Origin of the sequence: Streptomyces sp. NPDC004435 (assembly GCF_042873895.1) — a bacterium.
In the GTDB taxonomy this organism is placed as follows: domain Bacteria; phylum Actinomycetota; class Actinomycetes; order Streptomycetales; family Streptomycetaceae; genus Streptomyces.
In genome coordinates, this window is record NZ_JBIAMB010000022.1 from 110,333 (window position 1) to 126,650 (window position 16,318).

Sequence of the window (16,318 nt, forward strand, 5' to 3'; positions counted from 1 at the left end):
GCCCGCTTCCACGGGTGAGTCCGGCCACGCTGACGGGCGCCGCCCGCGTCGGTAGGGTCGGCGGTATGGTCAGCAGCCTTCCGCACCCGGCCACACCCACCGGCCGCGACGGCCTGGACGCGCTCCTCGCGCGCCCCTCAGAGGCCGTCGTCGCCCTCGACTTCGACGGGACGCTCGCCGAGATCGTCCCCGACCCCGAGCAGGCCCGCGCCCACCCGGGCGCCGTCCCCGCGCTCGCCGCGCTCGCCCCGCACGTCGCCGCCGTCGTCATCGTGACCGGCCGCCCCGCCGGGGTCGCCGTCCGCCACGGCGGCCTCGCCGGTGTGCCCGGCCTCGGCCGGCTCACCGTCCTCGGCCACTACGGCGCCGAGCGCTGGGACGCCGCCACCGGCACCGTCACCGCCGCCGCCCCGCACCCCGGGGTCGCCTCGGTCCGGGCCGAACTCCCCGGCTTCCTCGACCGGCACGGCGCCTGGCCCGGCGTCTGGATCGAGGAGAAGGGGCGCGCGGTCGCCGTCCACACCCGCAGGGCCCGGGACCCGCAGGGCGCCTTCGAGGCCCTGAAGGGCCCGCTGGGCGACCTGGCCGCCGCACACGGCCTGGTCCTGGAGCCCGGCAGACTGGTCCTGGAACTGCGTCCCCCCGGCATGGACAAGGGGGTCGCGCTGGCGGAGTTCGTACGGGAGCGGGGCGCCGGGTCCGTGCTCTACGCGGGCGACGACCTGGGCGACCTGCCGGCCTTCGCCGCCGTGGAGAAGCTGCGCGGCGAGGGGCTGCCCGGCCTGCTGGTCTGCTCCGGCTCCTCCGAGGTCCCGGAACTCGCCGAGCGCGCCGACCTCGCGGTGAACGGCCCGGCGGGCGTGGTCGCCCTCCTCGCGGGGCTGGCCGAGGCGGTAGCGGTACGAGAGGACTGAACCCCCGCCGCACGGCCACCTCCCGCGCGCGGTGCCCGGGAGGACCCGGGCGGCCCCTCTCGTGCCCGCTCGGGGCGGATCGCTTTCGGATCGCTTTCGGATCGCTTGCGGGTCACTTGAGGAGCAGGTCCACCGTGCCCGTCAGGTCCTCCTTGCCGGTGCTCGTGGCGAGGAGGCGGCGCATCAGGTCGAACTGGGGGCGGATCAGCTCCGGGCTGACGCCCTGTTCCTCGGCGGTGGTCAGCAGGGTCTTCGCGCCGGCCACCTGCATCGCCAGGTTGGAGACCACGTCCGTGGTGAAATCGCCGCTCACCAGCTGGTGGGCCGTCTGCCCGACCGACGGGTCGACCATCGCCTTGATCCAGTCGCCGAGCAGCGGGGCGAACGCCACCGGGTCGATGTTCTCCCGCCGGATCAGGGCGAAGGCGTGCGTGGCCCCGGCGAACATCCCGTACATGGCGCTGAGCAGGGCCACGTCGTGCAGGGCCGCGAAGCCCGCGTCCTCGCCGACGTAGGTGGTGCCCACGGGCACCGCGAGGGTCGCCCGGTGCAGGTCGAACAGCTGCCGCGAGCCGCTGTAGAAGACGTAGCCGCCGGCCTCCGGGACCCCGACCATCGGCGGGACGGCCATGATGCCGCCGTCCAGGTAGCGCGCGCCGCGCTCCTCGGCCCACGCGGCGCGGGCCCGGGCCTCGGCGGGGGTGCCGGTGGTCAGGTTCACCAGGTCCTTGCCGGTCAGGTCGACGCCGTCCAGGGCGGTGCCCACCGAGGCGTCGTCGAGGAGACAGGCGATGACGAGGGTGCTCGCCGCCACCGCCTCGGCCGCGCTGTCCGCGACCTTCGCGCCCTCGGGGGCCAGCGCCTCCGCGCGGCCGGGGGTGCGGTTCCAGACGGTGAGCGGGTGCCCGGCGGCGAGCCAGGTGCGGGCGAGGGCGGTGCCCATCGCGCCGAGGCCGAGGAGGGTGACGGGGGTCTTCTGCGCGTTCGTCGAGGTCGTCGTGTTCATGGGTCCAGCCTGCGACCGGGCCGTTGAGCGCTCAAGTACCCACTTCGGAGTGGGTGGTTACCCTGAAGTGAGCGAGCAGGTCAGGAGGGTGAGGGATGGCGACGCCGAACCGGCCGGAGGCCGACGGGGAACACGTCTGCGGCATCGACACCGCGATGGCGGTGATCGGCGGCAAGTGGAAGGTGCTCATCCTCTGGGCCCTCCACGAGGGCACGGAGCGGCGCTTCGGCGAGCTGCGCCGGATGGTGCCGGGCATCACGGAGAAGGTCCTCGCCTCGCACCTGAGGGAGATGGAGGCGGACGGGATCGTCCGCCGCGTCTCCTACGAGGAGGTTCCGCCGCGCGTCGAGTACGCCCTCACCAAGGACGGCCTGCGCCTCAACGACGCCCTGGAACCGCTCGCGGCCTGGGGCCGCGAGCGGGGCGAGCGCGCCGCCGCCGACCGGCCCTAGGGCGTGTTTCGAAAGTCCCGCCTGCCCCGCGACGCCTGGCACGCACTCCCCCAGAGGGGGCACCCCCAGCCGCGTTGTCGGGGTCGTCCGAGTACGCCCGGTACGAGGACGACCCTCCGCCTTGCGATCGCACGCACCAGACGCCGCGGGGCCCGCCCTCCGGGCGGACGGCGCTACTTTCGAAACACGCCCTAGTCCGCCGGCTCCCGCAGGGCCGCGAGTTGGTCGAGGAACCAGCGCTGCGGGGGGAGGGCGGTGGCGGCGGCGGCCAGGCGCTTGGTGCGCTCGGACCGCTCGTCCGCCGGCATGCTCAGGGCCGTGTGGAGGGCCTCGGCGGTCGCCGAGACGTCGAAGGGGTCGACGGTGAGGGCGTCCTGGCCCAGCTCCCGGTGGGCGCCCGCGCCGGTCGACAGGACGAGCGCGCAGCCCGCGTCGGAGACCACGGGTATCTCCTTCGCCACCAGGTTCATGCCGTCCCTGACCGGGTTCACCAGGGCCACGTCCGCGAGGCGGTAGGCGGCGAGGGAGCGGGTGAAGTCGTCCTCGACGGAGACCAGCACCGGCTGCCAGTCCGGCGTGCCGAACTCCTCGTTGATCTCCTGGGCCAGCGCCTCGACGGAGGCCGTGTACGCCCGGTACGTCTCCAGGTCCTGCCGGGAGGGGTAGGCGGAGGCCAGGTGGACGACCTCCTCGCGCCACTCCGGGTGCGTGACGAGGAGCTCCCGGTAGGCCAGCAGGCCGCGCAGGATGTTCTTGGACAGCTCGGTGCGGTCGACGCGGACGATGGTCTTCCGGCCGCCGACCTCCTCGCGGAGCCGGGCCAGCCGGTCGTCCACCTCGGGCCGGTGGGCGAGCGCGCGCAGGTCGTCGCCGTCGACCCCGAGCGCGTACACCTGGACCCGGGTGCGGCCCTTGCCGACGCCGTGGCGGCGCCACTCCACCCCGCGCCAGGGGTCGCCGCTCGGCCAGACACCCTGGGCCGTGCCCGTGGCGTCGTCCCGCTGGGAGCAGCAGCTGATGAAGGACGAGGCCCATGACCAGGTGTGGAAACCGAGCTCGTCGGCGCCGAGCATGCCCCAGAGCAGCTCCTCGACGATGTCGTCCGGCACCATCCGCAGGTATGCCGACGACACCCACGGCGTGTGCGTGAAGTGGCCGATCCGCAGGTCGGGGCGGAGCTCGCGGAGCATGCCGGGCACGAGCGCCAGGTGGTAGTCCTGCACCAGGACCGCCGCGCCCTCGGCGGCCTCGGCGGCCAGGGCCTCGGCGAAGGCGCGGTTGTAGGCGCGGTACGCCTCCCAGCGGCGCCGGAAGGCGGCGTCGAAGACGGGCTCGCGGGGGATGTCGTACAGGTGGTGGTGGAGGAACCACAGCACCGAGTTGGCGATGCCGTTGTACGCGTCGGCGTACACCTCGGGGTCGATGTCCAGCATCCGCACGCCGGGCTCGGCGACGCCGCGCCGGACGGCCTCGCGGTCGCCGTCGCCGAGTGCCGCGCACACCCAGAGGCTGTCCTCGGAGTCCACGGCGCTCAGGCCGGACACGAGGCCGCCGCCGCCCCTGCGGGAGGAGAGCGCGCCGTCGTCACCGAGCGTGTACGAGACGGGCCCTCGGTTGGATGCCACCAGTACCGAAACCATGTGGCGAACCTAGCCCGTCACGTAAACGCTCAAACGTACGTATACGGTCGGCGGTCGGCCGGATACGCACGGCCGCCGGCGTCCTAACGGATCCGCCGGCCGCGCATCGCCGCCTTCGCGACCAGGCCCGTCGCCGCGAGGACCACCGCGAGCGCGCCGAGCAGCCACAGCCGCTCGCCGCCCCCGCCGGTCTCGGCCATCGAGCCGCCGCCCCCGCCGGTCCCGCCCGCGCCGCCGCCGTGCCCCGGTCCGGGAGCCGGGGCGACGGCGGTGGTCACGGAGGGCGAGGGGGCCGGGTCGGTGGGTTCCGCGGTGGGCCGCTTCGAGGGTCCGGCCCCCGGGGCGGCCGGGTCCGTGTCCCCGGCCGGCGTCGGGGTGGAGGGGGCCGCATCCCCGGACGGGGTCGGCGTGGACCGGGGCGGGGTGGACGGGGAAGGGGTGGACGGGGTTGACGGAGACGCGGACGGGGTGGACGGTGCCGGGTCCGGGAGCTCCACCGCCCGGGTCACCGCGCACGCCGGATCCTCGCTGCCCTCGCCGCCCCCGCCGCAGTTCGAGCGCGGCGAGCGCACCGCGACCGCGGTGCGGAGCTTCCCGTCGCCGGTGGCCGGGTCCCTCACCTTCACCGAGTACGTCAGGGTCACCGTCCTCCCGGCCGGGAGGGCACCGGTCCAGCCGATCCGCGGCTTCCCGTACGCCACCTCGCCGAGGTCCGCCTTCGCGTCGCCCGCGTAGTCGGCGTCGTCGAGGGCGCCGGTCAGGTCGTCGGCGAAGGAGACCGCCGGGTGGTCGATCCCGCTGACGTTCTTCGCGGTGATCGTGTACGTGAGGGTGTCGCCCGGCTTCACCGTGCGCGGCTTCGCCGTCCCGGTGACCTCCAGGTCCGGCACCGGCACCGAGAAGGCGAGGCCGGCGGGCACGTAGGTGTCGCCGCTGGTGGAGAAGGTCAGCTCCGCCGAGGTGGCGCCCGCCGGGACGGCGCCCTCCGGGACGTCGAACCGCTTCGCGTCGAGGGAGAGGTTGTCGGTCAGGTCCGGGGAGACCGCGCCGTCGTCCTCACCGGCGAAGAAGTTGTCGGTGGAGCCCGTGCGGGCCCCGGTGACGCTCTTCCCGCCCACCAGGAACCTGTCGCCGGGCGTGTTCCGGTCGCCCTCGTACGCCGTCACGCCCGCCCGCGCCCTGCCCGGGGAGCGGTGGAAGCCGTCCACCGTGACCGTCGTCGCGGGGGAGGCCGGGCGCTGGATCACGTGCCCGCCGTGGACGTGGACGCTGCGCCGCTCCGGCGCCTCCGCCGGGTCGGGGCCGGGGAAGCGGTGGACGACGGTCAGGGACCAGCCGGCGACGCAGCCCTTCCCTGCGGGCGCCCACACCCCGCCCACGCCGACCTCCACCGGCGCGCCCGTCCCCGAGACGCCCGCGAAGGCGGCGGTCACGTCGGACTCGCCCGTGTAGTAGTGCGGCCCGCCGATGTCGGGCGGGTCCACGACCATGCTGTCGATCGCGACCGGCACGGCCGCCCTCGCGCCGACCGTGAGCCGCGGGGTCGTCGTCGCCGGGTCCCCGGGAGAGGGGTCCGCATCGGCGCCGGAGCTGTCGCAGCGCTTCAGCGGCGCCCCGCTCGGGCCCCGGTAGGTGCCGTCGTTGCCGCCCCAGTAGAGCCGGGCGTAGGCCACCTCGGCGCCCTCGGGGATCCGGACCCGGGCGGTGCTGGAGCCGTAGGCGTCGCCGCCGCCGTCGGTGTCGGACCGGCGCATCACGAAGGTGTCGGCGGTGTCGGAGCCCTCGCCCCTCGTGGCGGCGGCGCACCGGGCGGCCAGGTCGGCGGGGGCCACCGGGCAGACCGTGACGGTGTTGCCGATCGTGCTGAAGTCCCCGTACAGGGACTCCTGGTACCGCTGCCCGAAGGGTTCGACGACGTCCGCGGCGGCCGGTCCGGCCGCCGCCGCGAGCGGGCCCGCGGCGAGCAGGCCCGCCGCGAGCACCCGGGCCACGCGGGAGGGGTGAGATCGTACGAATCGCATAAAAGGGCAATGTATGCAAAGCGTACGATTCTGGGGTGTTACGCCACGCGGCGGTGCGCGTACTCCGTGATCTCGGCCATCGGCGGACGCTCCTCGGTGTCCACCGCGTACGTCCGCGGCTCGAAGCCCGACGCGCCCCGCTCGAACTGGGTCAGCCGGGGGCGGACGAGCTGGCCCCGGGAGAGCCGCAGCTGCGCCGTCCGGTAGATCGCCGCCGCCATCCGGCCCAGCGCCTGCCCGTCCTGATGCCGGTGCTTGCGCACCCCCACGTCCACCTGCGCCAGCGCGTCCAGGCCCACCGTGTGCAGCGCGTCCACCAGGAGCCCCAGCTCCACTCCGTAACCGACCGGGAAGGGCAGCCGTTCGAGCAGCGAGCGCCGCGCCGCGTACTCCCCGCCCAGCGGCTGGACGAAGCCGGCCAGCCGCGGCCAGTGCAGATTGAGCAGCGGGCGGGCCACCAGTTCGGTCACCCGGCCGCCCTGACCAGGGGTGTCACCGAAGGGGCGGTCGTACATGGCCTTGACGAGGTCCACCTCCGGGTCGGTGAGCAGCGGGCCCACGATCCCGGTGACGAAGTCGGCCGAGAAGTCCCGCAGGTCCGCGTCGACGAAGCACACCACGTCCCCGCTGGTCACCATGAGTGACCGCCACAGCACCTCGCCCTTGCCCGGGACCGCCGGGATCCGGGGGAGTATGTCGTCCCGCGCGACCACCCGTGCGCCGGCCGCCGCCGCGACCTCGGCGGTGCGGTCCGTGGAACCCGAGTCGATCACCATCAGCTCGTCCACCAGCGGCACCGCGTCGGTCATCAGCTCGCGCCGGATCACGCTGACGATGTCCCCGACGGTCGCCTCCTCGTTGAGCGCGGGCAGCACCACGCTGACCGACGTCCCCCGTTTGGCGGCGAGCACCCGCTCCAGCGGCCGGTCGGACACGGACCAGGACCGCCGGGTCAGCCAGCGCTCCACTTCTTCCAGCAACGTGATCTCCATCTCGCGGATCGGACGACCGTCTCCACCTTCGAAGCCTTCGGTTACAGTCTTGAACAACGCGGACGCCCGATGCATGTCGGGGTGCCACCCGCGTCTCACAATCGAATACCGCTCATCCAGAGGGGCAGAGGGATACGGCCCGTTGAAGCCCCGGCAACCCTCCAGTCGGTTTGTCTTGCGCCAGCGAGGCCCCCGGCTAGGGAAGGTGCCAAATCCGTCTCGTGGCGAAATGCGCCATGAGGAAGATGAGGAGAAAGGGCCTCCCCTCCATGTCTGTACAGACTGCCGCTCCCGCCACCACCGTCGACCTCGGTCCCGCGTCCGGGCTTTCCTGCCGGGAGTGCGGAGAGGTCTTCGCCCTCGGCCCGATCTTCGCCTGTGAGCTGTGTTTCGGCCCTCTCGAAGTGGCCTACGACCTCCCGGCGAGCGACCCCGAGGAACTGCGCAAGCGGATCGAGGCCGGCCCCGCGAACATCTGGCGGTACGCGCCCCTGCTGCCCGTCCCGGCCGACGTCGCCGAGAAGCCGAACCTGAACCCCGGCTGGACCCCGCTGATCAAGGCCGACAACCTCGCCCGCGAGCTCGGCGTCGCCCCCGGCAAGCTCTTCGTCAAGGACGACTCCGGCAACCCGACCCACTCCTTCAAGGACCGGGTCGTCGCGCAGGCCATCGAGGCCGCCCGCGCCTTCGGCTTCACCACCCTCTCCTGCTCCTCCACCGGCAACCTGGCCGGCGCCGTCGGCGCCGCCGCCGCCCGCGCCGGCTTCCGCTCCTGCGTCTTCATCCCGCACGACCTGGAGCAGGGCAAGGTCGTCATGGCCGGTGTCTACGGCGGTGACCTGGTCGCCATCGAGGGCAACTACGACGACGTCAACCGCTTCTGCTCGGAGCTCATCGGCGACCCGCTCGGCGAGGGCTGGGGCTTCGTCAACGTCAACCTCCGCCCGTACTACGGCGAGGGCTCCAAGACGCTCGCGTACGAGATCTGCGAGCAGCTCGGCTGGGTCATCCCGGACCAGCTCGTCATCCCGATCGCCTCCGGCTCCCAGCTCACCAAGATCGACAAGGGGCTCCAGGAGCTCATCAAGCTGGGCCTGGTCGAGGACAAGCCGTACAAGATCTTCGGCGCCCAGGCCGAGGGCTGCTCGCCGGTCTCCGCCGCCTTCAAGGCCGGGCACGACGTGGTCCGCCCGCAGAAGCCGAACACCATCGCCAAGTCCCTCGCGATCGGCAACCCGGCCGACGGCCCCTACGTCCTCGACATCGCCCGCCGCACCGGCGGCGCCGTGGAGGACGTGAACGACGAGCAGGTCGTGGACGCGATCAAGCTGCTCGCCCGGACCGAGGGCGTCTTCGCGGAGACCGCGGGCGGCGTGACCGTCGGCGTGACGCGCAAGCTCGTCGAGAACGGCGTCATCGACCCGAACCTCACCACCGTCGTCCTCAACACCGGCGACGGCCTCAAGACCCTGGACGCCGTGGCCGACAGCTCTCAGGCGACCGCCACCATCCGCCCGAGCCTGGACGCGTTCCGCGACGCGGGCCTGGCCCACTGAAAGGTCCCGAAGACACCATGGCCGTGAACGTCCGCATCCCCACCATCCTCCGCACCTACACCGGCGGGCAGTCCGAGGTCGCCGCCGAGGGCGCGACCCTCGCCGAGGTCATCGCCGACCTGGAGAAGAACCACACTGGCATCGCCGCCCGCGTCCTGGACGACCAGGGCAAGCTGCGCCGCTTCGTGAACGTCTACGTGAACGACGACGACGTCCGCTTCGAGCAGGGCCTGGAGACCGCCACCCCGGACGGCGCGGGCGTCTCGATCATCCCCGCGGTCGCCGGCGGCTGCTGATCTCCCCGGGCTCGACCCGAGCCCTGCCCGTCCTCACTGAATTGCCCCTTCCGCGAGAGAAAGCGGAGGGGGCAATTCTGCATGGTTGAGCGCGGTAGAGTTGGGGAAGTCCCCTCCGCCGCTCATGCCAGGCGCATATGAGCCCGGCCCGGGACCTGACAAGAATGCGACAACCGGCGGCCGGAAAGCGCGCACACTCTGCCCCTTATGTGCCTTTCGCCCGGCCCGACTTGCCCCGCAATTCAAGTATTTCTTCCGGATTCCCCTTTCCGCTCCGCCGAGAATTCCCGGTGGATTGCCCTGTTGCAGAGGGCAGTTGGACAGATACATTCAGCGGCGGTCGACGCGTTCCGGCGCAGGTTCTGACCCGGGTTCGTGAAGTGCGGATCCGCTCAAGGGCCAGTACGTAATAGGGGAGTTAGGCATGGCTCAGGGCACCGTCAAGTGGTTCAACGCGGAGAAGGGCTACGGCTTCATCGCGGTCGACGGTGGTGCGGATGTTTTCGTCCACTACAGCGCCATCCAGATGGATGGGTACCGCAGCCTCGAAGAGGGCCAGCGAGTCGAGTTCGAGATCTCGCAGGGTCAGAAGGGTCCGCAGGCGGACATGGTCAAGGTGACCGCCTGAGGCGCGGCGCGATCGGCCACCGACGTCTCGTCGTCGAGGGGCCCGCATCCCCCGGGGGATGCGGGCCCCTCACGCGTTCCCGGACACCTGCCGCCGACGGGTCTGATCCTTGAGAGTCGCTTGCACTCGCATGGGTCGAGTGCTAATCATTGGCGTTAGCACTCGGAAGGTGAGAGTGCTACGAGGACCGGGCATGACGAGGCCGCCGGCCGTGTGGGGCAAGGAACCACGCGGAGTGCGGAGGCCGTCCGTCGCGGGCGTCGGCGCGGTCCTGGAGCGTTATCCACCCCATGTCCGGGAGGACCACTTCACATGGCCAAGATCATCGCGTTCGACGAGGAGGCCCGGCGCGGTCTCGAGCGCGGCATGAACCAGCTCGCTGACGCCGTCAAGGTCACCCTCGGCCCCAAGGGTCGCAACGTCGTCCTCGAGAAGAAGTGGGGCGCCCCCACGATCACCAACGATGGTGTCTCCATCGCCAAGGAGATCGAGCTCGAGGACCCGTACGAGAAGATCGGCGCCGAGCTGGTCAAGGAAGTCGCCAAGAAGACGGACGACGTCGCCGGCGACGGTACGACCACCGCCACCGTCCTCGCCCAGGCGCTCGTCCGCGAGGGCCTCCGCAACGTCGCCGCCGGTGCCAACCCGATGGCCCTCAAGCGCGGCATCGAGAAGGCCGTCGAGGCCGTCTCCGGCGCCCTGCTCGACCAGGCGAAGGAGGTCGAGACGAAGGAGCAGATCGCCTCCACCGCCTCCATCTCCGCCGCCGACACCCAGATCGGCGAGCTCATCGCCGAGGCCATGGACAAGGTCGGCAAGGAAGGCGTCATCACCGTCGAGGAGTCGCAGACCTTCGGTCTGGAGCTCGAGCTCACCGAGGGCATGCGCTTCGACAAGGGCTACATCTCGGCGTACTTCGCGACCGACATGGAGCGCATGGAGGCCGCGCTCGAGGACCCGTACATCCTCATCGTCAACTCCAAGATCTCCTCCGTGAAGGACCTCCTCCCGCTCCTGGAGAAGGTCATGCAGTCGGGCAAGCCGCTGCTGATCATCGCCGAGGACGTCGAGGGCGAGGCCCTGTCGACGCTGGTCGTCAACAAGATCCGCGGCACCTTCCGCTCCGTCGCGGTCAAGGCCCCGGGCTTCGGCGACCGCCGCAAGGCCATGCTCCAGGACATCGCCATCCTCACCGGCGGCACGGTCATCTCCGAGGAGGTCGGCCTCAAGCTGGAGTCGGCCGGTCTCGACCTGCTGGGCCGCGCCCGCAAGGTCGTCATCACCAAGGACGAGACCACCATCGTCGACGGTGCCGGTGACAGCGAGCAGGTCGCGGGCCGCGTGAACCAGATCCGCGCCGAGATCGAGAACAGCGACTCCGACTACGACCGCGAGAAGCTCCAGGAGCGCCTCGCGAAGCTCGCCGGCGGCGTGGCGGTCATCAAGGCCGGTGCCGCGACCGAGGTCGAGCTCAAGGAGCGCAAGCACCGCATCGAGGACGCCGTGCGCAACGCCAAGGCGGCCGTCGAGGAGGGCATCGTCGCCGGCGGCGGCGTGGCCCTGCTCCAGGCCTCCAGCGTCTTCGAGAAGCTGGAGCTGGACGGCGACGAGGCCACCGGTGCCGCGATCGTCAAGCTCGCCCTGGAGGCCCCGATCAAGCAGATCGCGGTCAACGCCGGCCTCGAGGGCGGCGTCGTGGTCGAGAAGGTCCGCAACCTCACCCCGGGTCACGGCCTCAACGCCGCGACCGGCGAGTACGTCGACCTGGTCGCCGAGGGCATCATCGACCCGGCCAAGGTGACGCGCTCCGCGCTGCAGAACGCCGCGTCGATCGCCGCGCTCTTCCTCACCACCGAGGCCGTCATCGCCGACAAGCCGGAGAAGACCGCCGCGCCGGCCGGCGGCGGCATGCCGGGCGGTGACATGGACTTCTGATCCCGAAGGGATCAGCGGTTCATCGCGGCGCGCGAGCTGATCGCGAGCTGAAAGCGAACGCCGAGGGCGGCACTCCCCAGCAGGGGGGTGCCGCCCTCGGCGCGTTCTCCCGGACGCTCAGACCACGGGCCGTACGAGGACCTCGGCGAGCGGCTCCCCGGTCCGCCGGGCCAGCGCGACGCGCGCCTTCACCTCGGCGAGCGTCCGCGGCCGGTAGCCGGGCCCGCACCCCTGACAGCAGCTCGTGTGGAACCGCACCCCCGCGTGCAGCAGCACCGACAGCACCCGCCACCCCTCGGTGTCGTTCCGCCGAGGAGGCTGGAAGGCCGACCCCACGCCGGTCATCGGCTCCCCGCACCGCGGACACTTCCGCTCGGCACCGTGCTCCCGCCCCTGCTTGTACGAGGCCCGGCAGGGCAGACAGACGTACGAGGTCCTGTGGATGCGCATGGGGGCAGGGTAGGTGCCGGGGCCGGACCACGCCCGCGATTTCGGCTCCAGGGCCGGACGGGCCTCCTCCGCTTCCCGTCTAGATTCGGCCAGTTGTACGATCACGCCAGCCGGCAGGTGGGGGCATCGGGCCGGCGCCCGCGCGAGACGTCGGTGGCCGTCGTGCCACGGTCCCGCGTGCCCCCGCGTCGTCTGCCGCCACCGACGATCCGCACGAGGGGACCCCTTCTTTGTCCGTACGAAGAACCGTCGCGCTCGCCCTGAGCGCGACCCTGGCTCTCACCGGCCTCGCGGCCGTCACCGCCCCGGCCGCGACGGCGGCCGACACGGCACCGTACGAGGTGACGGTCCCGGCTCCGGCCGACCCCGAGGCGCCGGTCTACGGAAGGGTCGTGGGTGCCGGAACCGGCGTGCAGGTGTCCGGCCCCCGGCAGGTCCGCTGGCACGGCCTGAGCGGCGGCCGCATCGCCTACGCGCCGAGCTGCGAACCGGAGGAGTGGTACGGGTCCGGGGACGTGTTCGTCTGCCGCGACTCCTGGGGCGGTGCCGCCACCGTCCACGACTTCGCGACCGGACGGACCTCCGAGCTGTACAACGAATCCGGCGAGGCGTGGGTGCCGGTCGTCGCCGGCCGGCACCTGGTCCGGTCCCAGGTCGGCTCCGACGGCGTCACCCTGCTCCTCCTCGGCTACGGAGAGAACGCCCCCGCCGACCGCGAGGTGCTCCTGCCGGGTGCCTCGTCGGCACCGCGGGTCCTCGCCCAGGACGGCACGAGCGCGGTCCTCGGCTACGACGTCGGCGAGGACAGGGCCGTCGGACTGATGGACTTCGCCACCGGGACGGTCACCCCCCTGCCGTACCCCGCGGCACGGTCCGCCGCGCTCGACGCGCGGCGCGTCGTCCTCGGGGGCACGACGGAGGCCGTCGTCCTCTCCCGCACCGACCCGGCCGCCCCCGGCCGCGTCCTCGCGCTCCCGGAGCCCGTCACGGACGGCACGGCGCAGCTCGACCTCGTGGGCGAGTGGCTCATCGGCCGGGCGGCGCTCCCCGTGTCGGACGAGAACGTCCGGAACACCGAGCTGTACGCCGTACCGCTGGCCGGCGGTGTCGCCCGTGACCTCGGCATCACCCTCCAGGGAGAGGAGCCGGCCGAGCGCGGGACGGACGGCGCGGTGTACGTGGTGGGCACGCCGGACGCAGGAGCGATCGGCGTGCAGCGCATCGCCCCCGGAGCCGACGGCGCGCCGGCCGCCAAGCGGTTCCTGGCCCTGACCGGGGCCTCCCCCCGTGAGAGCCTGACGCTGTCCCAGGGACGGCTCGTCGCGCAGACCGTCAACGCGGTCTCGGACCGGGTCCTCCAGGGATACGACCTCGCCCTGACGGGCACGCGCGCGGCGACCGCGCGGTGGAGCTGCGACTCCCTCGTCCCGGCCGCGAACTGCCCGCAGATCCTGCCCAGCGCGACCTACCCGCGCTGGTGGACGGACACCGGGGACGGCCGCCTGGTCACCCTGGAGAGCGCCGACCGTCCCGGCTGCGCGGACTGCGCGATCGCGGTACGCGTGACGACCCCGGGCAGCGGCGGCACCACGCGCGGCGTCGTGGTCCAGCACGCGAGCAAGCTGACGCCGGACACCCTCGTCCGTGCCTCCGGCCGCTACGTGCACTTCCACGCCGACGCCGGTGCGGTCCGCCGTTCCCTCGTCGTGGACATCGAGACCGGTGCCGTGCTCCGGGACTCCACGAACCTGAACCAGTCGCTGTGGGGCCGCCTGCTGTGGACCGGCTCCGCCACCGACGGCAAGGCCACCGCCGTCGACGTCCGCACGGGAGCGACCGTCGCGACCGCCGACCTCGGCACGAGCTGCGAGTTCAGCGGCATCGAGGTCGTCGGCCAGTGGATTCAGCGGCGGTGCGCCGACGACCCGGGCGCCGTGATCGTCCACGACCGGGAGAAGCGCCGGTCGGTGTGGACCCGGATCCCCGACGACGTCCGTCCCCGCCTCGGCGACGGGTTCCTCGCCTTCCCGGCCGCCTCCTGGGGTGAGGAGCTGTACGCGGTGGACGTCCGCTCCGGCACCGATCGGGAGCGGCCCCTCGGGGAACTGGCCGCCGACCGCAACGACTTCGATGGCCAGAGCTGGACCGTCGACCGCTTCGGCGGCGGCATCGCCTTCGTCGACACCTGGGAGTCCGTCCGCGTCACCGGGCTCGGCGGCGTCACCGGCCGCCTCGCCGCCATCGACGCCGACACCCCCGCCGCGAACATCAAGGCCGGTGCCTGGAAGCCGCGTTGGTGGCTCTCCAAGCCGGGTTCCTCCTGGACGCTGACGCTGAAGCACAAGATCAGCGGCAAGGTCGTGCGGACCCTCACCGGCGGTGAGGCGCGCGGGATCGTGGCCCCCTCGTGGGACGGAAAGGACACGGCCGGGAAGTACGTGCGGAACGGGGCGTACGCCTGGAGCCTGGCCGTGAGGCCCGCCGACGGGCACGGGGCGGATCTGACGGCCTCCGGGACCGTCGCCGTCTCCGGCGCTGCCGCCGTGTGGCGGGACATGGCCGGGGACGACGGGTTCGGCGATCTGCTGACGGTGGACGCCACCGGGGCGACGTCGCTGTACAGGGGGAACGGGACGGGCGCGCTGGCGGCCCGCACCGCAGGGGTCGGGAGCAAGTTCGCCGCCGGCACCCTCCTCACCCCCGCCGGTGACCTGAACGGCGACCGCTGCGCCGACGTGTACGCGCGGGTCGGGGACCAGCTGCGGGCGTACCGGCCGGGATGCGGGAAGGTCGTCACGGCCTCGTCGCCGTACACGCTCGTCGGGGCCGGGTGGGGTGCGTACGACGTCCTCACCTCGCCGGGTGACGTGAACGGCGACGGGTATCCGGACCTCGTCGCGCGGCAGGCGTCCAACGGGGACGTCTACTTCTACGGGGGGACCTCGACCCACACCCTCAAGGCGCGGGTGCGGATCGGGACCAACTGGAAGCTGTACAGGAAGCTCGTCGGGGCCGGGGACCTGAACGGCGACGGGCGGGGCGACCTGCTCGGGGTCGACGCCGCGGGTGTGCTGTGGCGGTACTACGGCACCGCGAGCGGTGGCGTCACCGCACGTGTGAAGGTCGGCGGCGGCTGGGGCGGGTACACCGCGCTCGTCGGCGTCGGCGACCTGTCCGGGGACGGGCGGGCGGATCTGCTCGCGCGGGACACGGCCGGGAAGCTGTGGCGGTACGCCTCGACCGGCGCCGGTGGGTACGGCGGCCGGGTGCTGATCGGCAGCGGTGGCTGGAACGGCTTCAAGGCTCTGTTCTAGGCACCTGGGCACCTGGGCACCGGCCCGTCCCCCGTTCGCCGTCGGCGCATTCCGTGCGCCGACGGCGAACTGCGTTCTCGGGGAGGCGGGTTCGGTGGTCGACTGGGGCGCATGGACATTCTGGTGCTCGGTGGTACGGCGTGGGTGGGACGTGAGGTGGCGCGGCGGGCGCTGGCGCGGGGGCACGCGGTGACGTGTCTGGCGCGGGGCGAGAGCGGGGAGGTCGCGGAGGGGGCCGAGCTGGTCGTCGCGGACCGGCGGGAGGCGGGGGCGTACGACGCGCTGGCCGGGCGCGACTGGGACGCCGTCGTCGAGGTGTCGTGGCAGCCGGGGTTCGTCCGGGGGGCGCTGGAAGCGCTCGCGGGGCGGGCCCGGCACTGGACGTACGTGTCGTCGGGCAACGTGTACGCCTCGCAGGCGGAGATCGGGGCGGACGAGTCCGCGGCGCTGATGGTGCCGACCGCACTCGACGAGGTCGGGCGGGAGCTGTACGGCGAGGCGAAGGCGGCCTGTGAGCTGGCGTCGGCCGCCGCGCTCGGGGAGCGGCTGCTGGTCGCACGGGCGGGGCTCATCGGCGGGCCCGGTGACGTCAGCGGCCGCACCGGCTACTGGGCGGCGCGGGCCGCGCGGGAGCCGGGGACGCCGATGCTGGTGCCGGACGAGCCGGAGCTGCCGACGCGGGTCATCGACGTGCGGGATCTGGTCGACTGGATCCTCGACTCGGCGGAGAAGGGCGTGGGCGGCGCCTACGACACCGTCGGGCCGAACATGCCGCTCGGGGAGTGGATCGCGCTCTCGCGGGAGCTGGCCGGGCACACGGGGGCCGTGGTGCCGGCCGGGTCGGCGTGGCTGCTGGAGCGGGGCGTCACGGAGTTCATGGGGCCCGAGTCGCTGCCGCTGTGGATCGTGGCCGAGGACTGGGGCGGCTTCCAGGCGCGGTCGGGTGCCGCTGCCGCCGCCGCGGGGCTGCGCCAGCGCCCCCGGGCCGAGGTGATCGCCGACACGCTGGCCTGGGAGCGCGAGCAGGGCCTCGACCGGGAGCGCCGGGCCGGGCTGAGCCCGGCGCGCGAGGCCGAACTGCTGGCCCTGCTGGCGGAGTAGCGGTCACACGGTC

At 73.0% G+C, this 16,318-nt stretch carries 13 protein-coding genes and 1 riboswitch; of the genes, 8 read left to right on the forward strand and 5 right to left on the reverse strand.

The annotated features are described in order from the left end of the window. The first annotated feature begins 65 nt into the window (after nucleotides 1–65). Entirely contained in the window at nucleotides 66–914 is an 849-nt protein-coding gene (otsB, locus tag ACFYT9_RS32100; RefSeq protein WP_389169275.1) for a trehalose-phosphatase, read from the forward strand. A gap of 112 nt (nucleotides 915–1,026) precedes the next feature. Here the strand turns inward: otsB and ACFYT9_RS32105 are convergent, their stop codons facing one another. Next, a complete protein-coding gene (locus ACFYT9_RS32105; protein ID WP_389169277.1) occupies nucleotides 1,027–1,920 on the reverse strand; it encodes an NAD(P)-dependent oxidoreductase in 894 nt (297 codons plus the stop codon). A 95-nt stretch (nucleotides 1,921–2,015) separates the two neighbouring features. Between ACFYT9_RS32105 and ACFYT9_RS32110 the strand changes: the two genes are divergently transcribed. Beyond that, a complete protein-coding gene (locus ACFYT9_RS32110; protein WP_389169279.1) occupies nucleotides 2,016–2,372 on the forward strand; it encodes a winged helix-turn-helix transcriptional regulator in 357 nt (118 codons plus the stop codon). A gap of 191 nt (nucleotides 2,373–2,563) precedes the next feature. On the opposite strand, the gene ACFYT9_RS32115 is transcribed toward ACFYT9_RS32110, so the two are convergent. The 3 genes from ACFYT9_RS32115 to ACFYT9_RS32125 all read right to left on the reverse strand — a co-directional run bounded on the left by ACFYT9_RS32115 (nucleotide 2,564) and on the right by ACFYT9_RS32125 (nucleotide 7,013). Beyond that, nucleotides 2,564–4,012 carry a trehalose-6-phosphate synthase gene (locus ACFYT9_RS32115; RefSeq protein WP_389169280.1) on the reverse strand — a complete coding sequence of 483 codons (1,449 nt, stop codon included), beginning with the start codon at nucleotides 4,010–4,012 and terminating at the stop codon, nucleotides 2,564–2,566. Between the two features lie 83 nt (nucleotides 4,013–4,095). Beyond that, nucleotides 4,096–6,033, reverse strand: coding sequence for a hypothetical protein (locus tag ACFYT9_RS32120; RefSeq protein WP_389169282.1), 1,938 nt, complete (start codon nucleotides 6,031–6,033; stop codon nucleotides 4,096–4,098). A 38-nt stretch (nucleotides 6,034–6,071) separates the two neighbouring features. Further along, nucleotides 6,072–7,013: a glucosyl-3-phosphoglycerate synthase gene (locus ACFYT9_RS32125; RefSeq protein WP_389169326.1), complete on the reverse strand. Its 942-nt coding sequence runs from the start codon at nucleotides 7,011–7,013 to the stop codon at nucleotides 6,072–6,074. Nucleotides 7,014–7,134: 121 nt separating this feature from the next. Then, nucleotides 7,135–7,277, forward strand: a riboswitch (SAM riboswitch). On the opposite strand from ACFYT9_RS32125, the gene thrC reads away from it, so the two are divergent. From thrC to groL, 4 genes are all read left to right on the forward strand, one after another. Beyond that, entirely contained in the window at nucleotides 7,262–8,581 is a 1,320-nt protein-coding gene (gene thrC, locus ACFYT9_RS32130; RefSeq protein ID WP_376603832.1) for a threonine synthase, read from the forward strand. Its footprint overlaps the riboswitch before it by 16 nt. A gap of 17 nt (nucleotides 8,582–8,598) precedes the next feature. Further along, nucleotides 8,599–8,877: a MoaD/ThiS family protein gene (locus ACFYT9_RS32135; RefSeq protein ID WP_376603830.1), complete on the forward strand. Its 279-nt coding sequence runs from the start codon at nucleotides 8,599–8,601 to the stop codon at nucleotides 8,875–8,877. A gap of 424 nt (nucleotides 8,878–9,301) precedes the next feature. Beyond that, nucleotides 9,302–9,505, forward strand: coding sequence for a cold-shock protein (locus ACFYT9_RS32140; protein ID WP_030498267.1), 204 nt, complete (start codon nucleotides 9,302–9,304; stop codon nucleotides 9,503–9,505). 312 nt (nucleotides 9,506–9,817) lie between these two features. Continuing rightward, the gene (gene groL / locus ACFYT9_RS32145) at nucleotides 9,818–11,440 is read left to right on the forward strand and encodes a chaperonin GroEL (RefSeq protein ID WP_389169285.1); all 1,623 of its coding nucleotides are present in this window, start codon (nucleotides 9,818–9,820) and stop codon (nucleotides 11,438–11,440) included. Nucleotides 11,441–11,557: 117 nt separating this feature from the next. On the opposite strand, the gene ACFYT9_RS32150 is transcribed toward groL, so the two are convergent. After that, nucleotides 11,558–11,890 carry a deoxyxylulose-5-phosphate synthase gene (locus tag ACFYT9_RS32150; RefSeq protein ID WP_387278136.1) on the reverse strand — a complete coding sequence of 111 codons (333 nt, stop codon included), beginning with the start codon at nucleotides 11,888–11,890 and terminating at the stop codon, nucleotides 11,558–11,560. Nucleotides 11,891–12,120: 230 nt separating this feature from the next. Between ACFYT9_RS32150 and ACFYT9_RS32155 the strand changes: the two genes are divergently transcribed. Together ACFYT9_RS32155 and ACFYT9_RS32160 are read left to right on the forward strand one after the other, a co-directional pair. After that, on the forward strand, nucleotides 12,121–15,204 hold the full coding sequence (locus tag ACFYT9_RS32155; protein WP_389169287.1) for an FG-GAP-like repeat-containing protein: 3,084 nt from the start codon (nucleotides 12,121–12,123) through the stop codon (nucleotides 15,202–15,204). Between the two features lie 111 nt (nucleotides 15,205–15,315). Then, nucleotides 15,316–16,305, forward strand: a complete 990-nt coding sequence (locus ACFYT9_RS32160; RefSeq protein WP_389169289.1) for an NAD-dependent epimerase/dehydratase family protein — start codon at nucleotides 15,316–15,318, stop codon at nucleotides 16,303–16,305. The last annotated feature ends 13 nt before the right edge of the window (nucleotides 16,306–16,318 follow it).